The 22,700-nt window shown below is 42.7% G+C and carries 19 protein-coding genes; 5 read left to right on the top strand and 14 right to left on the bottom strand.

Translation table 11 applies throughout. The annotated features are described in order from the left end of the window. Nucleotides 1–6: 6 nt before the first annotated feature. The 3 genes from ACS8FB_RS04975 to ACS8FB_RS04965 all read right to left on the bottom strand — a co-directional run bounded on the left by ACS8FB_RS04975 (nucleotide 7) and on the right by ACS8FB_RS04965 (nucleotide 2,948). On the bottom strand, nucleotides 7–204 hold the full coding sequence (locus tag ACS8FB_RS04975; RefSeq protein WP_058368770.1) for a hypothetical protein: 198 nt from the start codon (nucleotides 202–204) through the stop codon (nucleotides 7–9). 146 nt (nucleotides 205–350) lie between these two features. Then, nucleotides 351–1,328, bottom strand: coding sequence for a sterol desaturase family protein (locus tag ACS8FB_RS04970; RefSeq protein ID WP_439261352.1), 978 nt, complete (start codon nucleotides 1,326–1,328; stop codon nucleotides 351–353). A 216-nt stretch (nucleotides 1,329–1,544) separates the two neighbouring features. After that, nucleotides 1,545–2,948, bottom strand: a complete 1,404-nt coding sequence (locus tag ACS8FB_RS04965; protein ID WP_439261351.1) for a DUF2868 domain-containing protein — start codon at nucleotides 2,946–2,948, stop codon at nucleotides 1,545–1,547. Between the two features lie 407 nt (nucleotides 2,949–3,355). Here ACS8FB_RS04965 and ACS8FB_RS04960 point away from each other — a divergent pair, with 407 nt between their 5' ends. Together ACS8FB_RS04960 and ACS8FB_RS04955 are read left to right on the top strand one after the other, a co-directional pair. After that, nucleotides 3,356–4,846, top strand: a complete 1,491-nt coding sequence (locus tag ACS8FB_RS04960; RefSeq protein ID WP_439261350.1) for a nucleobase:cation symporter-2 family protein — start codon at nucleotides 3,356–3,358, stop codon at nucleotides 4,844–4,846. Between the two features lie 152 nt (nucleotides 4,847–4,998). Then, the gene (locus ACS8FB_RS04955; RefSeq protein WP_439261349.1) at nucleotides 4,999–5,781 is read left to right on the top strand and encodes an SDR family oxidoreductase; all 783 of its coding nucleotides are present in this window, start codon (nucleotides 4,999–5,001) and stop codon (nucleotides 5,779–5,781) included. 88 nt (nucleotides 5,782–5,869) lie between these two features. On the opposite strand, the gene ACS8FB_RS04950 is transcribed toward ACS8FB_RS04955, so the two are convergent. The 5 genes from ACS8FB_RS04950 to prpF form a co-directional block, all read right to left on the bottom strand. After that, the gene (locus ACS8FB_RS04950; RefSeq protein ID WP_439261348.1) at nucleotides 5,870–7,366 is read right to left on the bottom strand and encodes a bifunctional 2-methylcitrate dehydratase/aconitate hydratase; all 1,497 of its coding nucleotides are present in this window, start codon (nucleotides 7,364–7,366) and stop codon (nucleotides 5,870–5,872) included. A 217-nt stretch (nucleotides 7,367–7,583) separates the two neighbouring features. Continuing rightward, a complete protein-coding gene (locus tag ACS8FB_RS04945; protein ID WP_439261347.1) occupies nucleotides 7,584–8,192 on the bottom strand; it encodes a GNAT family N-acetyltransferase in 609 nt (202 codons plus the stop codon). 12 nt (nucleotides 8,193–8,204) lie between these two features. Then, nucleotides 8,205–8,597, bottom strand: coding sequence for a hypothetical protein (locus ACS8FB_RS04940; protein ID WP_439261346.1), 393 nt, complete (start codon nucleotides 8,595–8,597; stop codon nucleotides 8,205–8,207). Nucleotides 8,598–8,640: 43 nt separating this feature from the next. Then, nucleotides 8,641–10,506, bottom strand: a complete 1,866-nt coding sequence (locus ACS8FB_RS04935; protein WP_439261345.1) for an ABC transporter ATP-binding protein — start codon at nucleotides 10,504–10,506, stop codon at nucleotides 8,641–8,643. 287 nt (nucleotides 10,507–10,793) lie between these two features. Continuing rightward, nucleotides 10,794–12,029 carry a 2-methylaconitate cis-trans isomerase PrpF gene (gene prpF, locus ACS8FB_RS04930; protein WP_439261344.1) on the bottom strand — a complete coding sequence of 412 codons (1,236 nt, stop codon included), beginning with the start codon at nucleotides 12,027–12,029 and terminating at the stop codon, nucleotides 10,794–10,796. A 100-nt stretch (nucleotides 12,030–12,129) separates the two neighbouring features. Between prpF and ACS8FB_RS04925 the strand changes: the two genes are divergently transcribed. Together ACS8FB_RS04925 and ACS8FB_RS04920 are read left to right on the top strand one after the other, a co-directional pair. Beyond that, nucleotides 12,130–12,351: a TA system antitoxin ParD family protein gene (locus ACS8FB_RS04925; protein WP_058368813.1), complete on the top strand. Its 222-nt coding sequence runs from the start codon at nucleotides 12,130–12,132 to the stop codon at nucleotides 12,349–12,351. A 17-nt stretch (nucleotides 12,352–12,368) separates the two neighbouring features. Continuing rightward, nucleotides 12,369–12,659: a type II toxin-antitoxin system RelE/ParE family toxin gene (locus tag ACS8FB_RS04920; RefSeq protein WP_439261343.1), complete on the top strand. Its 291-nt coding sequence runs from the start codon at nucleotides 12,369–12,371 to the stop codon at nucleotides 12,657–12,659. Here ACS8FB_RS04920 and ACS8FB_RS04915 read toward each other — a convergent pair. The 6 genes from ACS8FB_RS04915 to ACS8FB_RS04890 form a co-directional block, all read right to left on the bottom strand. Then, nucleotides 12,643–12,891, bottom strand: a complete 249-nt coding sequence (locus ACS8FB_RS04915; protein ID WP_439261342.1) for a type II toxin-antitoxin system Phd/YefM family antitoxin — start codon at nucleotides 12,889–12,891, stop codon at nucleotides 12,643–12,645. The two genes, ACS8FB_RS04920 and ACS8FB_RS04915, sit on opposite strands and share 17 nt — an antisense overlap. Nucleotides 12,892–13,008: 117 nt before the next feature. After that, on the bottom strand, nucleotides 13,009–15,654 hold the full coding sequence (gene acnD, locus ACS8FB_RS04910) for a Fe/S-dependent 2-methylisocitrate dehydratase AcnD (protein WP_439261625.1): 2,646 nt from the start codon (nucleotides 15,652–15,654) through the stop codon (nucleotides 13,009–13,011). Nucleotides 15,655–16,043: 389 nt separating this feature from the next. Then, nucleotides 16,044–17,174: a bifunctional 2-methylcitrate synthase/citrate synthase gene (prpC, locus tag ACS8FB_RS04905; protein ID WP_439261341.1), complete on the bottom strand. Its 1,131-nt coding sequence runs from the start codon at nucleotides 17,172–17,174 to the stop codon at nucleotides 16,044–16,046. A 105-nt stretch (nucleotides 17,175–17,279) separates the two neighbouring features. Continuing rightward, nucleotides 17,280–18,170: a methylisocitrate lyase gene (prpB, locus tag ACS8FB_RS04900; RefSeq protein ID WP_299220726.1), complete on the bottom strand. Its 891-nt coding sequence runs from the start codon at nucleotides 18,168–18,170 to the stop codon at nucleotides 17,280–17,282. Between the two features lie 446 nt (nucleotides 18,171–18,616). Next, nucleotides 18,617–19,894 (bottom strand): NRAMP family divalent metal transporter, encoded by a 1,278-nt coding sequence (locus tag ACS8FB_RS04895; RefSeq protein ID WP_299220728.1) that lies wholly within the window; start codon nucleotides 19,892–19,894, stop codon nucleotides 18,617–18,619. Between the two features lie 307 nt (nucleotides 19,895–20,201). Then, complete coding sequence (locus ACS8FB_RS04890; protein ID WP_439261340.1) at nucleotides 20,202–21,200, bottom strand: LysR family transcriptional regulator; 999 nt, start codon at nucleotides 21,198–21,200, stop codon at nucleotides 20,202–20,204. Nucleotides 21,201–21,354: 154 nt separating this feature from the next. On the opposite strand from ACS8FB_RS04890, the gene ACS8FB_RS04885 reads away from it, so the two are divergent. Further along, complete coding sequence (locus ACS8FB_RS04885) at nucleotides 21,355–22,368, top strand: hypothetical protein (protein ID WP_439261339.1); 1,014 nt, start codon at nucleotides 21,355–21,357, stop codon at nucleotides 22,366–22,368. Nucleotides 22,369–22,700: the final 332 nt, after the last annotated feature.

The raw sequence follows: 22,700 nt of genomic DNA, 5'->3' as shown, positions 1-22,700 counted from the left end.
TGAATATTATTGGTCGATTGCAGCTTTCAGTTGTCGGATAACAGCACTGAGTAACATCTCGTCAATCTCAGTTAGCTCATTCAGCCCGTAATCATAAGTTTTTAAGATCATCGCTTTTTGATCTCGAGTAAGGTGCACCGATATATCACCATCTTTTATTATTCCTCGATAATCTTCTAGCGTTACTTTTTTATCATTTTTCATGTTCAACCTCCTCTTGACTGTCGATTTGGCAAATAGTGTATAAAAAATCACTCTTTTTTATACAGATACATCCTCATCTATAAGCTATTGTAACCAAACGCTCTTATATGGTCTATATACGCGATGTTATTGCTAATCAGTCAGTTTTAAACGGCACTAGGTGGACGAAACAATACTTTAAACTTGTTCTTTAGCCCTTTGGTACGAAAGAAGCGTTGCCACATACGATAAAAAACGCCAAATATTAAGCTGATAATATTATCATGACTGGTCACACCTACCGCACCGTATTTCACTGGGTTATTAATCGTATCTTCTTCCACATATGTGCCAAACCAACGATCAAAAAGAATGATAACGCCGCCATAATTTTGGTCGATATAGTCGCTATTGGTACCATGATGCGCACGGTGATTGGAGGGAGTATCAAAGATATATTCAATCCATTTAGGGAATTTACCGATCGTTTCAGTGTGAATAAAGAACTGATAAATTAGATCAAGCGCGTAGAAGAAGAAAACCCACACCGGATGGACGCCAAGCAGCATCAGCGGGACAAAGAACAACCACCAGCCTGTAACTGAGTACAATAAACTTTGGCGCATAGCCGTCGATAAGTTCATTTGATCATCGGAGTGGTGTACCACATGTGCTGACCAAAACCAGTTGACCCGATGGGAGCTACGATGAAACCAGTAATAGCAGAACTCGACCGTAATAAAAATAGGAATGGCCGTGAGCCATGTGACTTCAATCGTAAACAAGCGATATTGATATAACCACAAGCAAATAGGCAGCACGACAAGTGCTTGTATGACCAGCTCAAACCCTAAATAAGAGCCGCCTAAGCTAAAGTTGGTCATGGCGCGACGCCAACCAAAGGCAGATCCACGTCCACGCTTAGATTGATAAAACCATTCTGCCAAAAATAATAAGAAAAAAGGTCCACCTGCCAGCGGTAATAGCCACTCTTGCCAGTGTGCAGGTAAGATACTCGCCAGCATGGGCTGCCATGACTCAGGCGCGATGGCTAAGATACTTTGATTGAGCATCTCTTTGTAAGCATCTAGGGTCTGTCCGTACTTGCCTAAACTTATTAGACCGTTACTACTATTATCTGTCATCGCCATAACATCCTACCGCATATCTACCATTATGGTCATCCTTGACTCTTTAATATAAGCTTGACACCTTATAAAAGCAGCATTGCTTATGAACGCATGCGTCATCTACAGTCAGTCTAGTCTTATACAAAATGGTAAAGGGCTACTCATATGGATTTTTTGCAGCCTCTGTCTGCGCAGGTACCACAAGCAAGAAAAAATTATACCAGTAGAACCTTATAATGAGCGACTCTCTACCAAGCCAATATTACGTGCGGCTAATGCCGTTTGCCATTGTTGATAACGGATAGTCTGAGGCGATTTTGGGTCAGTAACCACCACAGATGTTGAGATATCATTAATATCGGTGCTATCCGTTCTGTCATTATTTAACAATTGAACGATAAGGCCATGTTTTGCGTGAGTAGCAATGCGGTCAAGCTTACGCAGGGTGCCACGATCAGGCAATGCCTGACTATGAATACCTAGCAATACTTGTACTGGATTTTTATCTAAATAAGTCGTTAGGCGCTCCATATCATCACGGTCATCAACGATACCGAAATTTTCAACCTCGCTATTGCTATCAGTACCCTCAAGACCTGCTTGCCACCAATGATCCTGCTCTGATGGATACTCAAGTAACGCAACCAGCTTCTTGCCCGCACTAACGCTCGCCTTTGGTGCTACCGGTACTGGTGCTTCATTGAAATCATCGGCATCTACTACTTGACGCTGCCAAAAGCTTAAAATCTTTTGATAATAGGGGAGTTTAATATCCAAGCGCATTTTTTTGCGGCGAAACATTAGCGCACAAAATGTCCAAGCGATCGCCCGTGGAACGATACCATACATAATTAGGCTACCAATTAACAAACTTGCCCATTGCCGCGCGACAGATAGTGGCATGGCATCTGTGACCAGTCGGCTCTGCACAATAGCAGCATTGTCCGGCACATCGAAACCAACCATACTGGGCAGCCAGCCAAGTACTTGGGTCAAGCCAATCAGCGCCTGATCTGATAGTAACGTCGACTCCCAGCTAAAGCTATACTGACGTACAATTAATAAAAAAATAATCGCAAACATCATGCCTGTCAGTGTTGCCAGCCACAATTGATGACTAAACCGACCTAGATACCAGCGCATCCCACTATGCTGCAATTGACGCTCGTATAACTCGACTGCCGCCTTAGTGACATCGTCCTTACCACGTATTAGGTAGCTGGGACTCACAAAGTTTGCAAACCAACTGGGCGACTGGCGACCTTGATTAATCAGTGTCATCACGAGCCAGCCACCGAGCATCAATGTATGAAAGCCCAGCAGGCAAACCAACACATAGAAAAAATTGACCACGTTGGTCTGCAATAAGGTAAACAAACCCAAAAATCCTGACACGCACCAGACGATGCTCATGACTATCATGATGCCTTTAATGCGGCCATCGATTTTCCCCAGTATCCGTGCAAGATTGCCATTACTGTCAATACGCGAAGCTCGCCGATGGAGCTTTTGAATCGGCTTACCGTCTTCTGCCTGTAATTTTTCGGTTACCAATAAAGGATCGGTCGTAAAGACGTGCTGCTCGGTCTCAAGCGTACGTACCAGCTCAGTTAATTGGTCTTGGGGTGATAGCATGATAGGGAGATATCCATATAAATAGAACAAACATTAATCCAGTAAAGTAAACAACTATTACGAACATTGTAACCTATTCAAGATTATTTTCATTCTTGCTTGAATAAACAAGAAATAAGGGTAAAATAAAAAGCTGACCAAATGGTCAAAATACAACCAGTAGTTATGGATAATAAAATCTACCCTAAAATTAAGTTATAAATCTTATGACATATTCAATCATATCGTAATCTACTATACCTTCTCTTCTTAAAGAGTCTCTGCCACAGATATGGACTCTAGTGATCGTTTATAGCAAAGCTAGACAATACGATTGTGGTTGTATTTAAGCTTTATTTTAGGCTTTAGACAAAATATACATATCTAAAATAGATTAATAATAGATTATGCAGGGAGCACATCTATCTATGGATATCAAATCTACTTCTCAACCTCTATTAGAACGGCCAGAAGATGAAAACCTAGGCACTGTCGCCAATATTGCTTATGGCTTCCAACACGTACTAACTATGTATGGTGGTATTATTGCTGTGCCACTGATTGTTGGGCAAGCAGCAGGTCTAGTACCTGCTGAGATTGGCTTACTGATTGCCGCATCTTTATTCGTTGGCGGTTTAGCAACATTATTACAAACGCTTGGACTGCCGTTTTTTGGTTGTCAGCTGCCACTGGTGCAAGGGGTCTCTTTTGCAAGTGTCGCGACTATTGTGGCGATTGTCACTGCAGGAGGCGGTTTACCATCGGTATTTGGTGCTGTCATTGCTGCATCCGTTCTCGGGCTTTTAATCACCCCTGTTTTTTCAATGATTATTAAATTCTTCCCGCCACTGGTCACAGGCGCTGTCATCACAACCATTGGCTTGACCTTGATGCCCGTAGCAGCGCGCTGGTCGATGGGCGGTAATAGTAATAAGCCTGATTTTGGTAGCATGACCAATATTGGTTTAGCCGCCTTTACGCTAGCATTGGTGCTGTTATTAAGTAAACTTGGCAGTGCCGCTATCAGTCGCTTGTCGATACTACTCGCTATGGTCATCGGTACTTTTGCCGCTTGGGCAGTTGGTATGGTTGATTTTTCTGGTCTGATGACAGGACCTATCTTTGCCTTTCCTACTCCCATCTATTTTGGTATGCCAACCTTTGAGATTGCAGCTATTATCTCTATGTTTATTGTGGTGCTGGTCATTTTGGTAGAGACTTCAGCAGATATTTTAGCCGTTGGTGATATTATTGACACCGAAATCGATTCACGTCGTTTAGGCGATGGCCTACGTGCAGATATGATTTCAAGTATCGTGGCACCGTTTTTTGGTTCATTTACCCAAAGTGCATTTGCGCAAAACGTAGGTTTAGTTGCTGTGACTAACGTAAAAAGCCGCTTTGTCGTTGCTGCCGCTGGTATTATTTTGGTGACATTGGGACTATTACCAATCATGGGCCGTGTCATTGCGACTGTTCCTACTGCTGTATTAGGCGGTGCTGGTATCGTGTTGTTTGGCACGGTCGCCGCGAGCGGTATTCGTACCCTTGCGCAGGTAAGCTACGAGAATAATATGAACCTTATTATCGTTGCTACCTCTATCGGCTTTGGCATGTTACCAATTGCCGCCCCAGCTTTCTATGACCAGTTCCCAGATTGGTTTGCCACGATTTTTCATTCTGGCATTAGCTCTACTGCTATTATGGCCATTTTACTCAATTTATTATTTAATCACTTAAAAATAGGTAACTCAGATCAACAATCAGTGTTTGTAGCTGGTACGGAGATCAGGACAGTACGCTCTGATATTATTGTAGATTTGAATGAGGGTGATTATTTTGTTGAGGGTAAATTATTCGATTGTGACGGACAGGAGGTACCTGTGGAGCCTGAACAAAGGCAGGTTGCTCATCATTAATCTCTCTTTTATATGACTTAAGATACTAAACCGCTTATTGACAAAGGCGGTTTTTTTATCTGTCATCTTATGCCATAGTAATATCAAAAAATGTAATATTAAAAAATCAGCCTAAATAACCCATTAAGATAAACAGATGACAAGGAGTCGGTATGAGTAATATAAGTAAGAAAGACAAAACCTACCTAATCATCGGTGGAGCAGGGGGCATTGGTCAGGCAATGGTTAGACAGCTGGTGCAAGCGACTACCGATGAGCAAAGCAAAAACAGCACGCAGGTTAGAGTCTTTGCCACTTATCATAGAAATGTCCCTGACATTGAAGCGGCTAATTTGTACTGGTTACAAATGGATGTCAGTGATGAGAGTAGTATCAAACAAGCCGTTGAGGACATAAAGCAACAGAGCGCCCATCTTGATTGGGTCATTAACTGTGTAGGGCTATTACATACTAAAAAGTCACAACCAGAAAAGGCACTCCGCCAAGTTGAAACGGAATTTTTCTTACAGAATATGCAAATCAATGCACTAGCAGGGCTACTTATAGCTAAGCATGTCAGGCCGTTACTTGCCAAAGCCAAGCGCAGTACTGATAAGCCGGCGATATTTGCGACTATATCGGCACGTGTGGGCAGCATTGGTGACAATCAATTGGGTGGCTGGTATAGCTATAGAATGAGTAAGGCTGCGCTGAATATGGGCATGAAAAACCTAAGCATTGAATGGGAACGCTCATTAAAAGATGTGTGCATAGTGGTCATGCAGCCAGGAACGGTCAACACCCAGTTGTCAGCACCATTTCAGGGTAATGTCGCTGATGGACAGTTATTCTCGCCAGCCTATAGTGCAGAATGTCTACTAGAGGTACTGTCAGGTATGAGCGCTGCCCAATCGGGGAGTTTTGTCGACTGGGCAGGGGAGACAATCCCGTGGTAAAAAAGGACTTAAAAAAGTGAATTGTTAAAATAAGAAAAAGGGTATGTCATAATTCAATCAATGACATACCCTTTTTATTTATAGCACTCTAATTGATAACAAACAAGTCCATAAACTCATGAACAGGCGTCTGCTCTAATCGACTTTGATCGTCGCATAGCGCAACAATCTCGTCACAACGGCTCTCAATAAAGCGAGTCGCTAAACTGGCGCGAAACTTTGCTTCTAGTATGGGAATGCCTTCTTCACGGCGGCGTTTGTGTCCGATCGGGTATTCCACAGCGACTTTATCGGTACTAGTGCCATTTTCAAAGAAGATTTGAATCGCATTGGCAATTGAGCGCTTGCTTGGGTCATGATAGTCTGCTGAGTAGCGCTCGTCCTCTTCTACCACCATTTTGCTACGCAGCTCATCAATGGATAGATGCTGCTCATGATAGTCATCTTCATAGTTCTCTGCCATGAGATCGCCAGTTAGTAGAGGGACGGCAACCATATATTGTAGGCAGTGATCACGATCAGCAGGATTGGCAAGCGCGCCTTCTTTTGAGATGATTCGAATCGCTGAGTCATGCGTGGTCAGGACGATTTTTTCAATCTCATCAATTCTATCTTCGATGCGCGGATGTAGAATAACTGCGGCTTCACAGGCGGTTTGTGCATGGAATTCAGCAGGGAAGCTTATCTTAAATAAGATGTTTTCCATCACATAGGTGCCAAAGTCACGCTGAAAGGTAAAGCGGCGCTCATCTTCAGGTTTGAGTGCGAGATCTTTATTGGTATGACTAAATAATACATCATAAAATCCCCATTGCGGCGCGGTCAGTGCACCAGGAACTCCCATCTCGCCGCGACGGGTGATATCGACCAAGCGTACCGCTCGGCTGGTTGCATCACCTGCTGCCCATGATTTACGGCTACCAGCATTCGGTGCATGGCGATAGGTACGTAGCGCTTGACCATCAACAAGGGCTTGTGAGATCGCGGCCATAATGCGCTCACGTGGTAGGTCGTATAATTTAGCAACGACAGCGGTTGATGCAAGTTTGACCAAGAATACATGATCCATACCCACGCGGTTAAATGAGTTTTCAAGCGCCATAACACCTTGGATTTCATGCGCCATAATCATAGATTCCAGCACATCTTTCATAGTAAGCGCTGCGCGACCTTTACTGACGTTTTGCTGACTAATATAGTCGGCCACTGCCAAGATGCCACCCAAGTTGTCTGAGGGATGCCCCCATTCAGCGGCAAGCCATGTATCATTATAATCAAGCCAGCGCACCATACAGCCAATATCAAAAGCGGCCTTGATGGGATCTAGTCGATGAGAAGTACCGGGGACGCGCGCGCCATTAGGCGTTATCTGATCGATGCATTCAGGCCCTAGATGCTTGGTACATTCAGGAAAACGTAGTGCCAAAAGGCCACAGCCTAGCGTATCCATTAGACAGTGACGTGCAGTCGTCCAAGCATCGGCGCTATTGGGAGAGTCATCAATAGAGTAGTTGAGAACATAATCGGCGATTTTTTGAATCTCGTCATCATATTCTGGACGGACATTGCTTTCTACATTAGACATAGTCGTTACCTCTTCCTTGAGTCAGATGATTTTTTGACTATCGACCGTTTATCAGTATCTTCAGTTTTACGATCATAGTCATGACTCAAAAGTAGCACAATCAATATAGAACAACAGTGAAGTCGTGTAAAAGAACTTTGTAAAAGAACTTTATTGTTTGATGCTTTATACGTAAGGCCCTATGATTGCATCAATTTTATCAAATCAAGTCAGCCACTTAAGTCATCAAGTAGATTAAGCCTGCGATAAATAAGAGGCTCAATACTAAAAGCAAAAAACTCAACAATTTGGTGACAAATCCTGAACTTTCAGAGCCAGCTGATTTCTGGGATTTTACTTTACCCTTTTTTAAAATGGGTAAGACCATGGTGATATGTTCGATATTGTCTTCAAGATACACAGGGCCTTCAGGGACAAACCCCAATGATTCGTAAAAGCTAAGCAAATAGGTCTGTGCTGAGATAATAATCGGTTTTTTGCCGTACTTTTTGCGGCAATACTTAATGGCATGGGTCATGATTTGCCGCGCTAAACCATAGCCTCGATGATCGCTTAATACCAGCACCCTTCCGATAGCAGGCATTGAGTGTGCTGAGTTTTCTAAAGAATTTTTGGGATTAAATTTAGGTCCAATGATGCGACAATAGCCAACCAGCGCCTCATCCTTATGAGCGATCAGATGCAAGCAATCAAAGTCTACCTCATCCATATCTTGGTAAGCACAGTGTTGCTCGACAACGAATACTTGCGAGCGGGCCTTTAAAATATGATAGAGGTCAACTGAGGTCAGCTCATCAAAGGTTTTTATAGAAAATTCACAGGTCATAATTAATGATTCTTAACGGTTTAGACGTTTTTGGTTTACCTTTACAGTCGCTGCATAAGGGCTAATGCCTTTATCCAAGATTTTAATCGTTTCTTCATCGATATCATTCTCAAAGCTATTAAAAGCATGATAATGCCCTAACATAAAACGTTGATAGCTGCTCATCCATTTATTTAATAAAACCGATTGTGATGACATAATTTGCAAATTTATATCACTAATAGAATCTACAAAAGCTTTTTGCTTTTCTTCAACCATAGTAAATATCTCTTTTTGTTGCAATGTAGGGTTCATAGGAGAGGTGGCAAGCATCCAAAATCTAGAAGCCATAATTTGTGGCACAGCCGCGCACATCATCATGGTTTTTTTCTGAAGATTGACTGCACTTACTGAGTTCATTAACATTTTTTTCTCAATATACTTTAAGTTAATTTAACATTATATAGGCTTAACCATGGAGTGTTTGACTAATTTTGTCCAAGTTTAAACTATCCGACATGGCGCTAAATATCTCATAATACTTACCACCTTTATCATACAGCGCTTCATGCGTCCCAGTCTCAACTACTTGACCGTTTTCTATCACTACCAAATCATCGGCGTCAATAATCTGCGCGATATTGTGCGACACCATAATCACCGTACGATCTTTTTTGATTAAATCTAAGCTTTTTTTGACCTGCTGACTGGCGATAGCATCCAGGCTGGCGGTTGGTTCATCTAAGAACACAATCGGTGGATCTTTTAAAAACATCCTTGCCAGCGCAATGCGTTGCTGCTGACCACCTGATAGTGATTTTGCCGTACTCTCATAACCATCTTTAAGCTTCATAACTTGCTCATGAATCGAGGCTTTTTTGGCAGCGACAATAATGTCCTCTTGTGTCGCATTGGTATCGCCATAACGGATATTTTCGCTGATAGTCCCTGAGAAAATATGATTACTCTGTAATACTAAGCCAATATTGTGACGTAAATCATGGGTATCACAGTCTGCTAAATCATGACCATCCAAGTAGATCACGCCTGCGTCTGGCTCGTAGAACTTGACTAACAAGCTAATAATGGTGCTCTTGCCAGCGCCAGAGAGGCCAACAAGAGCGGTAATACGATTGGGACGAATCTCAAAACTGACGTCTTTTAGTGCTTGCGTGCCGTTAGGATAAGTAAAATCGACGTTTTTTAGCTCAATATGACCTTGCAGATCTTTACTACTGATACCGTCAATATTCTCAACTTGTTTGTCATCTTCCAATATCTCAAAAAACCCTTCTGCATAAGTGAGCGCATTATTGATCTGATCATAAATGCGATGCAATTGACGGATAGGGGCGGCGACGTTCTGAAACAGCAGTACATGAAACAAAACCATGCCGATAGTCATCTCGCCTTGTAAGACAAAATAGGCAGTCAATAAAATAATAATGACGATGCCAATTTGCTCAATAAAGGTCTTTACCGCATCATAGATAAAGCCAATGCTACGAATGCGCAGCTGATTGCCTGTCATCTCTTTTTGAATCTTTAGATGCTTTTGCGCCTCAATCGGCTCACGGACGAAGGATTTGACCACGCTAATAGAGTTAATAAGCGAGATAACAAGCCCGCTTTTGGCCTCCCGAAAGCCGCGCATCTGCCGGCGGTAACCTTGTAAGCGCCTAGCTTGCTTTTGACTAATAAAAAAGTAAATGGGTATGATAATCAAACCAACGAGGCCAATCCAAAAGTTGGTCGAGAACATAATAATAAGCGACACAATGGCACTGGCAAACAGTGGCAGCATATCAATAAAGAAGTTTTGCACTAGGCTGGTCAGGCTCATCACACCATAATCGATGCGGGTTTGCAGCTTGCCACTATCGTTTTGACTACTGGTATAAAACGCCATACGGTAGGTGAGAATGCGTTCTATAATCTTTTGTGATAAATCGCGTGACAGATTAATACGAATTTTCTCACCAAAAAAACGCTGACCAAAAGAGATGAATATCGATAATATCTCTTTAGTCAACAACACTGCACTAATAATACCTAACATACGCAAACCTGCCTGCCAAGGGTCGGCAAGCGCGGCAATCTCAGTTAAAGTATCAACGGTATAACGCAATACAAAGGCATTGACCTGTGCGGTAAAAGAGCCAAGTACGGTTAAGATTAAAGTGGCTACGATTAACACTTTGTAAGGCGCGGCAAAGCTAGCAAGCTTTTTTAGAATATTCCACAGCAGTGCACGGCGCTCCGTTTTTTCAACGGGTGCAGTATTTAAAAAAGGATTATCATTTAGGACACGTGTGGGTTTAAACGGTTTTGGCATATTAAGGTTTTGGTCTTACGATTGAAGCCAATAAAATTTAGAGTCAAAAATATAGCAGCTGGTAACTATTCTATTATCCCGCATTTTATTTAAAAATACAGCGGATGACTGTTAATTTTAGATATCACTATTTATAAGTTAACGTAGGCTATGGTGTTAGCCCCGTTTTCTATTTTTTTTGCAAAGGTTTTGTAGAGTACGTTGCAAGTACCAAATATTATAAATGGTGCGCGGGACGTGCCCTACATACTACATATCACCTTACATACTTCATACCGCTAAACGTTTTAAAAAGCATCCGCTGGCACAAATACAGCGCCTACCATAATACGACGGGCTGAGCGACTCATGGAGACTTTTTTGGCTTGCCAGCGTCCATCGACTTGTTCAGTCTTGCCGCCAACCAATAGCGTACCTGAAGGATGACCAAAACGCACCTCTGACAACTCGCCACCACCAGCGGCTGCATTCACTAATGTTCCCTGAGTAGTCGCTGCCGCGGCAATAGCGACCGCTGCCGTACCCATCATTGCATGATGCAGCTGTCCCATACTCATCGCCCGCACCACTAAGTCGATGTCGTCTGCGCTGACGTCTTTACCACTCGACGCGCTATAGCTTTGCGCTGGAGCCACCCAAGCGATCTTAGGAATATGTTGGCTGGTTTGTGCCTCGCTCTCGTCTTTAAAGAGTCCCATAGCGACGCCACCACGCGCACGAACTTTTTCCAACTTGGCTAATAGTTCGTCATTACTATTAATATCGCCTTGTAATTCTGTGCCAGTGAACCCTAGGTCTTCTGCCTTCATAAAGATAGTTGGGATACCGGCGCTGATAAAGGTCGCTTTAACGTTATCAGTATTTAGACCGCAACCAGACACATCAAATTCATCAACTAGATTGTTTGTTGGAAACATATCGCTTGATGAGTCAACGGGATCGATAAATTCAATTTTCACTTCGGCGGCAGGGAAAGTGACGCCGTCTAATTTAAAGTCGCCAGTTTCTTGTACTTGTACCTTGCCATTCTCATCTTTGTATACAGGGACATGAGCAATGATAGTTTTGCTGATATTCTCTTGCCAAATGCGCACTTCGCAAATACCGCTATCGGCACCCTCATCAATACTATTAGCGACTTTATCCGCGTCAACGATGCCCATATTAATCGCACAAGCACCAACCGCTGCGGTTAAATTACCACAGTTACCCGCCCAATCAATCATCGGCTTGGCAATATTCACTTGTCCAAATAAATAATTGACATCGTGGTCTGCTTGCCTTGCCTCAGATAGAATCACCGTTTTTGACGTGCTAGAGCTACCATTACCTAGACCATCGATTTGTTTGCCATAAGGGTCAGGGCTGCCGATGACGCGCAGTAGAAAGTTATCACGTGCCTTGCCAGCCATTTGGCAGCGCTCAGGTAAGTCGGATAGTTTAAAGAAGGTGCCTTTGGAAGTACCGCCACGCATATAGGTGGCGGGGACGGAGATTTGTGGGGCGAACTTTGGTTGAATCATTTTTTCATTCCTTTGTATCTTCTTATAGTGTGATTAGTTAATATTTCTTGTTTGTGGTAAAATACCACAAAGGTTAGCGTTATTAAATAAGGAGGGTATTATGTCCACTGCAAGTATACGACTTAATAAGTCACTAGTTGACAAAGCTCATGCTATTGCAAAAGCACAACATCGGACACCACCGAAGCAAATTGAGCATTGGGCGACTATTGGTCAAATTATGGAGGATAATCCCGATTTATCCTATGAGTTTGTTCGTCAGTTATTAATTGCACAAGCAGAGGTTGATGCTGGTATGACTGAGCCTTATGAATTTGGATAGTTTGATTTGGAAAAACTATGACTCAATCTCTACGCGTTATTCAGTCTCATGGATTTAAAAAAGTTGTTAAAAAGTTACATAATAATCAAAAATCAGACCTTGACGGTGCTGTACAGGCTATCATCAATGATCCTCATTTAGGAACACTCAAAGCAGGTGATCTTTCGTCTGTGCGCGTCCACAAATTTAAAATGGCAAAACAGTTAACGTTATTAGCTTATCAGATAGATGATGGTCAGCTAGTTCTTACGTTGCTTATGCTAGGAACACATGAGAACTTTTATCGTGATGTTAAGTTAATGCTTTAAAGCTAACCTTTCCAGCTCGATACTGCTCAATAGACTTAGCCAAATGCGCCGCATTAGCAGGCGACTTTGACAAATAAAGCGTTTCTATCAAGCTATTATAATAAGCAAACGACATGATGACCGCATCATCATTGTTTTGACGATTTATAACAACCACATTGGTATCGTCATTCACTGTATCTAAAATTTGTTTAAAATCTTGATTAGCTTCTGCAAAACTGAAAGTTTTCATAAGATGTCTCTTTTTTAATTCGAGATTAAGACTTACGTTATCAACTATAAAAAGGCCGATGCCATATTTCTATACAACATCGGCTCATTTACTAATTATTAGCGTTTACGCCAAAAACTAAGCAATATCAATCGTTCCTTCGATAAACTCTTTCGCAAAGCGTTGTAGCATACCGCCAGAGTTATACATCTTCACTTCATCAGCCGTATCTAAACGGCAGATAACAGGCGTTTTATCAACTGTGCCGTCTTTGCGATGGATGACCAGCGTCATACCGCCGCCCGCCGATACTTCACCTTCGATATCAAAAATCTCAGACCCGTCAATGTTTAGCGTCTCACGGTTGGTGCCTTCTTTAAACTGTACGGGAAGCGCGCCCATACCAACGAGGTTCTGACGGTGAATACGCTCAAAATCTTCAGCGACGACGACTTCCACGCCAGCGAGGCGCACGCCTTTGGCCGCCCAGTCACGGCTTGAGCCCTGACCATAGCCGTCACCTGCGATAATGATAAGCGGCTGCTCACGATTCATATAAGTCTCAATCGCCTCCCACATACGCATGACTTGGCCTTCTGGCTCCACACGAGCAAGTGAGCCTTGAATGACGTTGCCTTCCTCGTCACGTACCATCTCATTTAAAAGCTTGGGATTGGCAAAGGTGGCACGCTGAGCGGTTAGATGATCACCGCGGTGCGTGGCGTATGAGTTATAGTCCTCAGCAGGGAGACCCATGGTATCAAGATACTCGCCAGCTGCTGAATCACCCATAATCGCATTTGATGGTGACATGTGATCGGTGGTAATGTTGTCGCCAAGCACAGCAAGTGGACGCAGACCTTTTAACTTATTCATCGCCGCCATCTTACCTTCCCAATAAGGAGGGCGACGGATATAAGTACTCATCTCACGCCAGTCGTACTGAGGGTCGATAACCGATGCTTCATTACGACCTGCCTGTGCTTTGGCTTCATCAAACATCGGAATATAGACGGCATTATACTGCTCAGGTTTCACCGAGGCTTTAACGATAGCATCAACTTCCGCGTCATCAAACCAGATGTCTTTTAGATACACATCGTTGCCATTTTGGTCTTTGCCAAGTGAATCTTTTTCGATATCAAAACGGATATTACCAGCGATAGCATAGGCGACCACCAAAGGCGGTGAAGCTAGGAAAGCTTGCTTGGCATATGGATGAATACGGCCATCAAAATTGCGGTTGCCTGATAATACGGCGGTACTAAACAAATCCCGCTCAATGATTTCTTGCTCAATCTCTGGGTCGAGCGCACCGCTCATGCCATTACAAGTGGTACAGGCAAAGGCGACGACATCAAAGCCCAGTTTTTGTAGCTCGGGCAATAAGTTGGCTTCTTCTAAATACAGCTTAACGGCTTTTGAGCCTGGCGCGAGTGAGGACTTCACCCAAGGCTGACGCACAAGGCCTTTTTCTACTGCATTACGAGCGACAATACCCGCAGCCACCATGTTGCGCGGGTTTGAGGTATTGGTACAGCTGGTGATAGCAGCAATAATGACGGCGCCATCTGGCATCAGACCATCTTTTGGTTCTGGCAACTTGTTACCTTCGCCATGAGCGATGCCTTCCTTTACCAAATCAGTCGTCGATACGCGCGCATGGGGGCGTGACGGGCCGGCGATGTTGCGCACGACTTTGGATAGATCAAAACGTAGCACGCGATCATATTCGGCATCTTTTAGGCCATCCGCCCACAGACCAACCTGTTTGGCATAGGCTTCAACCGTTTCGATTTGCTGCTCTGAGCGCCCAGTGAGACGCAAATAATCAATGGTTTGCTCATCGATGGAGAACATCGCAGCCGTTGCGCCGTACTCTGGCGTCATATTGGAGATAGAAGCACGGTCGCCGACGGTCAAATTGCGCGCGCCTTCACCGTAAAATTCTAGGTAGGCGGAAACCACGCCTTCTTCACGTAAAAACTCTGTCATTGCGAGCACCAAATCGGTACCGGTAATGCCTTCTTGCAGCTTGCCTGTTAGCTCAACGCCAACGATGTTTGGCAAGCGCATGTATGAAGGGTTGCCCAACATTACGCTTTCGGCTTCTAGCCCGCCGACACCGATAGAGATAACGCCGAGCGCATCGACCATTGGTGTGTGGCTATCAGTACCAACTAAAGTATCAGGGAAGGTGATGGCATCGCCGTCTTGATCCGCGACGACTTGTACCACTGGCGACATTTTTTCAAGATTGATTTGGTGCATGATGCCGTTACCGGGTGGTACGACGTTGACATTATCAAAAGCGTACTGACACCAGTTGATAAAGTGAAAACGGTCTTCGTTACGGCGCTCTTCGATAGCACGGTTTTTTTCAAACGCGTCTTCTTCAAACCCTGCATGCTCGACTGCTAAAGAGTGATCGACGATAAGCTGTGTTGGTACGATGGGGTTAACTTTGGACGGATCGCCGCCTTCCGCTGCGATAGCATCACGTAGACCTGCAAGATCAACAAACGCAGTCTGTCCTAAGATGTCATGGCAAACCACGCGGGCAGGGTACCAAGGAAAATCTACTTCTTGCTTGCGATAGATATGCTGTGATAACGCCTCGGTCAAATCCTCAGGCGGGCAACGGCGCACGAGGTTTTCACACAGCACTTTTGAGCTAAATGGCAGTTTTGCATAAGCACCAGGCTCAATCTCGTTAACGGCTTGCTCGACGTCGAAATAATATAGATCAGTATTCGGCAATGGCTTTTTATATTGCTCATTCATGGTTTGCGGATTAACTTGCGTTAAAGGCTGCTTGCTGTCGCTCATGGCGTGCTTTCCTTTATAAGTAGAGTGGTATAGTGAGTTGAAAATAAAACGGTTATATAATTTTAAACACACTACTGGTATAAATTTTATTTGCTTGCTGTGTTTATGCTGACAGAGGCTGCATAAAATTCATCTCAGTAGCGCTATGTTCTTTTTAAAGTACATTGACCATATAAATGAAATGAGTTGAACTATATTTAGTTAAATTAAAGGTATAAGTATGATTCATTTAGCAAAACCTATTATTAATAGTAAATTTTGCTAAATAAATGTTGCGGCTGTTTTAGAAAGCGATAGGGCATGCCATACACACCCTATCTAGTCAGTCAAAAAAACACAATCAATTAACCACGCTCAGCGATAGGAGGTACGTCTCTTGGCTCTTCACCGATGTATTCCGCACTTGGGCGAATAATACGGTTGTTTGCGCGCTGCTCAAAGACGTGAGCTGCCCAGCCAGTCAGGCGCGAGCAGACAAAGATTGGGGTAAATAGCTTGGTTGGGATACCCATAAAGTTATAGGTTGAGGCATGGAAAAAGTCAGCATTACAGAACAGCTTTTTCTCACGCCACATGACTTCTTCACAGCGCACAGATACTGGATATAAAACCGTATCACCAACGTCCTCAGCCAGTTTTTCCGCCCATTGTTTGATGATGACGTTACGCGGATCAGATTCGCTATAGATAGCGTGACCAAAGCCCATGATTTTGTCTTTACGCTCAAGCATGGCCATCATCTCTTTTTCTGCTTCATCTGGTGAGCTAAAGCCTTCAATCATATCCATAGCGGCCTCGTTGGCACCGCCATGCAAGTGCCCGCGTAATGAACCAATCGCACCGGTGATGCAAGAATGGATATCTGATAACGTAGAAGCACAGACGCGCGCGGTAAATGTCGAAGCATTAAACTCATGCTCAGCATACAAGATAAGTGAAACGTTCATCACTCGTTCGTGAAGCTCATTTGGTTTTTCGCCTTTAAGCAGATGCAAAAAGTGACCACCAATAGTGTCATCATCGGTTTCAGTCTCGATACGCTCATTGTCATGGCTAAAGCGATACCAGTAGTTGATAATTGATGGGAATACCGCCAGCATACGATCTGTTTTATCATTTTGCTGTTCAAAGTCGGTTTCCATCTCAAGATTACCAAGCATTGAGCAACCGGTACGCAATACATCCATTGGATGGGCTTCGCTTGGAATACGCTCAAGCACATCTTTTAATGCTTGTGGTAGACCGCGCAGCTTTTTGAGTTTGGCTTGATAGGTATCTAGCTCACTTTGAGTTGGCAGGTTGCCATAAAGCAGCAGATAAGCCACTTCTTCAAAGATGCATTGCTCGGCCAAATCTTTTACGTCATAACCACGATAAGTAAGGCCTGAGCCTGATTTACCGACAGTTGATAGTGAAGTCTTGCCAGCGACCTGACCACGTAGTCCTGCGCCTGATAGTTCTTTGCCTGCTGCCATGATTAAATTCCTTTTGTTGGTAGCTTGTTGTTAAGGTGATTAAGTTAAACAGTATTGACTATTAAAAGGGCTTGAGAAAACAAGTTTATACCTTACTTATTTTTCTTACTTATTGTCCGCAAACAGCTTATCTAGTGTTTGCTCAAACTCATGATAGTTCAAGAAATCATAAAGCTCCATGCGTGTCTGCATGGTATCGACGACATTTTCTTGCGTGCCGTCATCTAAGATATGTTGATAAACATTTAATGCCGCTTTGTTCATCGCACGGAAGGCTGATAATGGATATAGCACCATATCGACACCTACGCCATGTAGCTGCTCAGTGGTATACAAGTCAGTTTGACCAAACTCAGTCATGTTGGCCAGTACCGGAATATCTAGTACATCGGTAAACTTACGATACATCTCAATGTCAGTTAAAGCTTCTGCAAAGATCATATCAGCGCCCGCTTCTTGAAAAGCTACCGCTCGCTCAACCGCCGCATCAAGCCCTTCAACTGATAGCGCATCAGTACGCGCCATTACCACAAAGTCAGGGTCAGTTTTGGCATCAAGCGCAGCCTTTAGACGGTCTACCATCTCTGAGATACTGACGATTTCTTTATTGGGGCGGTGACCACAGCGTTTTTGCGCAATTTGATCTTCGATATGTACGGCTGCCACGCCTGCTTTTTCCATTTTTCTAACAGATTGGCTGATATTAAATGCGCCGCCCCATCCCGTATCGATGTCAACCAATAGAGGAGTGTCGACGGCGTCAGTAATACGGCGCGCATCTTCAAGCACGTTATCAAGGCTGGTCATACCCAAATCTGGTAGACCAAATGAGGCATTGGCGACACCGCCGCCTGAGAGGTATATTGCCTGATGACCGACTTGCGTTGCCATCATGGCCGTATAGGCATTAATAGTACCGACGATCTGTAGTGGTTGGTTATTATCGTTCTTTTGTTTCATGGCATTGCGAAAGCGCGCGCCAGCTGATGATGTCATTTGAGAGTCCTTGCATGGAGGGTTAATCTTATTATCACCATACAAAATCCTAGTCAGTATCTTGTATGGTCAAATTTTTATTAACTTAGAGTATACGCATTTGACTCTAATTTGGAAGTAAACATTGCTAATGTAAATTTAGTAAATATTTATTAAAAGTTAATTTAATTTAACATTATTCACTTATTGAATAATAGTATCTATATATTGATGATATCTCTATTCTGTTATGCATATTAATAAAAACAACACGCTATAACTAAGTTACTATGAAATATTTAGTTACACTTGTACTTTTTATAACCAATTAATTATAGTCGATTGACTATGAGGGACGTCTCATCGGAAGGGCTTTTACATTTTTTGTAATAAAAAAGCCCTAATAGCTAGAAGCTAAAAGGGCTTTGATTGTTTATGGCTTAAATTGTTCAATACGCTTTACGCTTTTAGCCAAGCAGACCTGCAAGATTGGCTAAAAATAATAGAGCGACACCGCCTAAGAACAACAAACTTACTATCGAATAAGCATTCATACCTGCTGATAGCTTTTGATGATTTTTTACTAAAGTATAGTTCAACCAACCAAAGATAGGCGCCGATACAAAGGCTGATATCATAGCAAACTTTAACATCGCGCCTAATTGTCCGGTGAAGAAAGTGATGATAACCAAGCCACCGCCAATTGCATAAGTCGTCCAAAACGCAACCTGCTTTTTGTTGATCTCGCTCTCACCTTTTAGCAAACGCCAGCATTCAGCATTGGCACGGCCATAACCATCCGCACAGGTAATCGTAGTACCAAACATACACATAAAGGCGACGAAGGCGACCAGCAGTCTTGACCATTCGCCAATAGTGGCAGTATACATATTGATAAGCTGATCAATATAAGCAACGCCTGCGGTTTGAATCTCTTGACCGGAGCCATACTGAACAAAAACACCTAATGATAAAAAGAACAACGCTAAGATAGCAGACACTAAAAAGCCCACATTAAAATCAAGCAGACCTTGTTTATGAGTGGTATTGTCCGCTTTTCTCTTTGCAGAGGTCCACATCGAAGTAATGGCAGCAAACTCAAGTGGCGCTGGCATCCAACCCATCAATGCCACAATAAACCCTAAAGTTGCTAAATTCCAAGGAGACGTAGGAATAAAGTCAGCAGTCATTACCGTCGGTTTGCCAGCAGCAATCAAGACTGCTAACACTGTTGCGGAGACGAGTGCAATCATAATCCACTTAGTCACCCCATCGAGCAACTTATAATGACCAGCAATGAGAAAAAACCACGATACAGCAACGATTATGATAGCCAAGCTGATACTGGACAGCCCTATAGAAGCTGGCAACATAAAGCCCAATATTACCGCGGCCAGTAGCGTCACGGCACCTGTACTAATCACCGCGGATAAGATAGATAAAACAAAGTAAATCCAAAGATACGCTTTTGAGCGTTTGGCATAACCGGCGATCAAACTTTCGCTGGTATCATAAACATAATCTGTGCCAAAACGAAAGAAAGGGTACTTAAAGACGTTGGCCAGAATAATCATAATCGCCAGCTGCCAGCCGTATATAGCCCCCGCCTGCGTTGATGAAATCAGATGCGAGCCGCCGATGGCAGCAGTTGCCATCAAAATACCTGGCCCAAAGATACGCCAACTGAAGCCTTCTTTTTGAGCCTCTCTAACAGTATCAGGGTTATTAATTGGTTGTGTGGTCATAAGTACCTCGAAATGGTTAAAACGGCAAATTATCACTTACCTGTGTCAGCTTGCCAATGATCATTAAAAAATCGTTCTATTTAAGTCGGGCCGAAATATAAAACGATTCATATCGTATCGACTTTAGCACACCTATGCTATTCAGAATAATGATTATTCAAGTTATTATTACTATTTTTTTGCATTGCCATTACTGGTGGTTATCATAATGAATAAATAATATCAAGCATTAGCATTGTTTTTTTTGGCGGTTCTTTATACCATAATATGCATTCTATATCTGATAATTTCAGACTATTCTTATAATTTATAGCTTTGACCCAAATTTTTGCCGTCGATAAGTAATACCACGTTGTTCATAAACGGCGTAGATTGCGTCTAAAAGATTGGGGATTTTAGGGTGAATAAAGTCTTTTAGTGTATGCAAATACACAGGAGAGGTGATATTCTCATGAATTAAGCGCTGGTAACTGATTTGTTCGGTACGTACTGTGCGTAGGCTGGCTGGTACTAATGTAATTCCTTCGCTTGCCGCCACAAGTCCAAGCGCAACTTGTAAGTCGCTCACCTCAGTCGTCATTAGCGGGGTGATGCCATACCTTGCAAACAAGTGTAACAAAGGTTCGGTGACAGGTTCACTAACTGATAACGGTTCGCTGTCTGTCTCGCCACTTTTGGTCGATAGGGTTGTGGCTGCGGTAGTAGATACTGGTAAATGTGTTTGATGATATAAAATTAGGCGGTTGTTTGCCAAATCGATCAAGCGTTGATCTGTAGTATTGGCAAGTGGGTGGGCTTTGGGCAATGCCACCAGATAGCGCTCATGACGCAATAAAATTTGCTGTATCCAGGCATCTTGATGAGCAAAGCGGCCAAAGCCAACATCAATATCACCAGATTTTAACGCTTCTACTTGTTGATATGAGCTGATATCTTTAAGATTGACTTCGATATCAGGATTTTGCTGCTTTAAGGATGCAATGATGTCTGGTAAGTGCCCATAAAGTACTGATGGCACAAAACCTATGTTAAGTGCTTTACTTGGTGCTGATAAGCGCTGGGTCATACTGGTGATGGTATTGAGCTCTGTCAATACTGTACTGACTTTATCATAAAAGAACTGGCCGGCCTTAGTCAGTTGTAGTGGCCGGTGATAACGATCAACCAGTATCACGCCCATACCCGCCTCAAGCTGCTTTAGCTGGCGACTAAGACTTGGTTGTGATAAGCCTGTTTTTTTAGCGGCAGCACTAAAGCTTTTGAGGTCGGCGATAGCAATAAAAGCATTGATCTGCTTTAAATCCATTGTTTATAGTCCTATCATAGTAGCTTTTTTCATCTTTGATCGAATTAATGGCGTCGTGCGTATGTCAATTGGATCCAAAGTATCATAACGCAGTTATGATAGCGTAGTTTTTGCAATCACTTAATATTAACGGCATTACTTGGTTTATTAACATATGAATGAATTCAACAAAGGTCACTTAGAAAAAATTAATTTAGATGACCGTAATTTAGGCAAAAATAAATCAGACAATAGTGATTTGTACAAAAACAACGTGGAGGACAAAGAAAGTTTATCTGCCTCCGTTTGCAAAAAAGACAATAAAACCAGTGACATATATGAGCGTTTTATTAATCGCATACAGGGTATTAGTGAATCTAATGTTGACAAAAATTTAAGTCGTGCCAATTTTAAAGAAAAATTACCATATGCAGAAACTGCATCTGAACCTTTAGATAATGCAGAGTGGCAGCTTTCTTTAGAAACTGAACAGACCTCACATAATGATCAAAAAATCAAAGCCCAACAGCTAGTTACCTCTAAAGCAAATACAGAAAACACTGATGATGGGTTGGAGCTGTCTTTGCTCTCTTCACATGAAGATCCTACGCTTGACGACGCCGCGACAGCATCCGTACTACCTACTGACTTAAAAGCAGACGCTGACATTCAACAAACAGGCGTAACAGAGGATAAGCAGATTGGTAGCCTAAAACTCAAGCTATTGATTATTGGTATTGTTTGCGGGTTACTGCTGAGCGCCCTTGTGATTACTATACTGACTATGACAGGTATATTTACTAATACTGAGCCAGCTACAGAAAGCCCAAATACAACAGTGGTGAGCGCTGATGGACCAGATACTGCGAGCATAAAGACATTGAGTAGTGAAGGGACGGTAGCGAAATCTGACGATGTAAGTGAGGCAAATTTGTCAGATAACGTTGCAACGGTAGGAGAGTTGTCTGTAGACAAGCCAATCGACAAATCTACGTTAGGCGATGAACAAATAAAAGATACGCGGTCAAAGACTAGCACAACACAACTGGTTACTGCAGTATCTCCAAAGACCGATACCAGCGATACAGAAGCTGACCTTGTCAAAAATAGCGATAATGAGGCTACAATTAGTTATGAGGATTTTGCAGAGGAAGCGCAAAGTACTCTATATCGAGAAACGAACAACTAGTCGTTGTGACATATAATTGAATTGTAAGTACTTAAAGGAGGTTTTATAAGAAACAGCTTTAGATTTATAGTAACAATATTTAAAGATAAAATATAATATTAATACTATTTTTTATAGAATTAATAAGTGAATATTGTAGTAAGATAACAAATACACACAAAAATATTTAAACAGACTTTTGTTATTAAATTATTTTTATCAATAAAACATTACATTTGTTTGAAAGCGAATTGGTATTGAAAGCAAACTAGTCACAAAGTGGTAATACTTAGAGTTAGGCTACTGGTTTATCAAGATTAAACACGCTCTATTATTGAATAATTATTATTCAA

It is taken from the genome of Psychrobacter sp. 1U1 (assembly GCF_051847535.1).
GTDB lineage: Bacteria > Pseudomonadota > Gammaproteobacteria > Pseudomonadales > Moraxellaceae > Psychrobacter > Psychrobacter saeujeotis.
The sequence above is the reverse complement of the archived record's forward strand: the minus strand, read 5'-3'. Positions and strand labels throughout refer to the sequence as shown.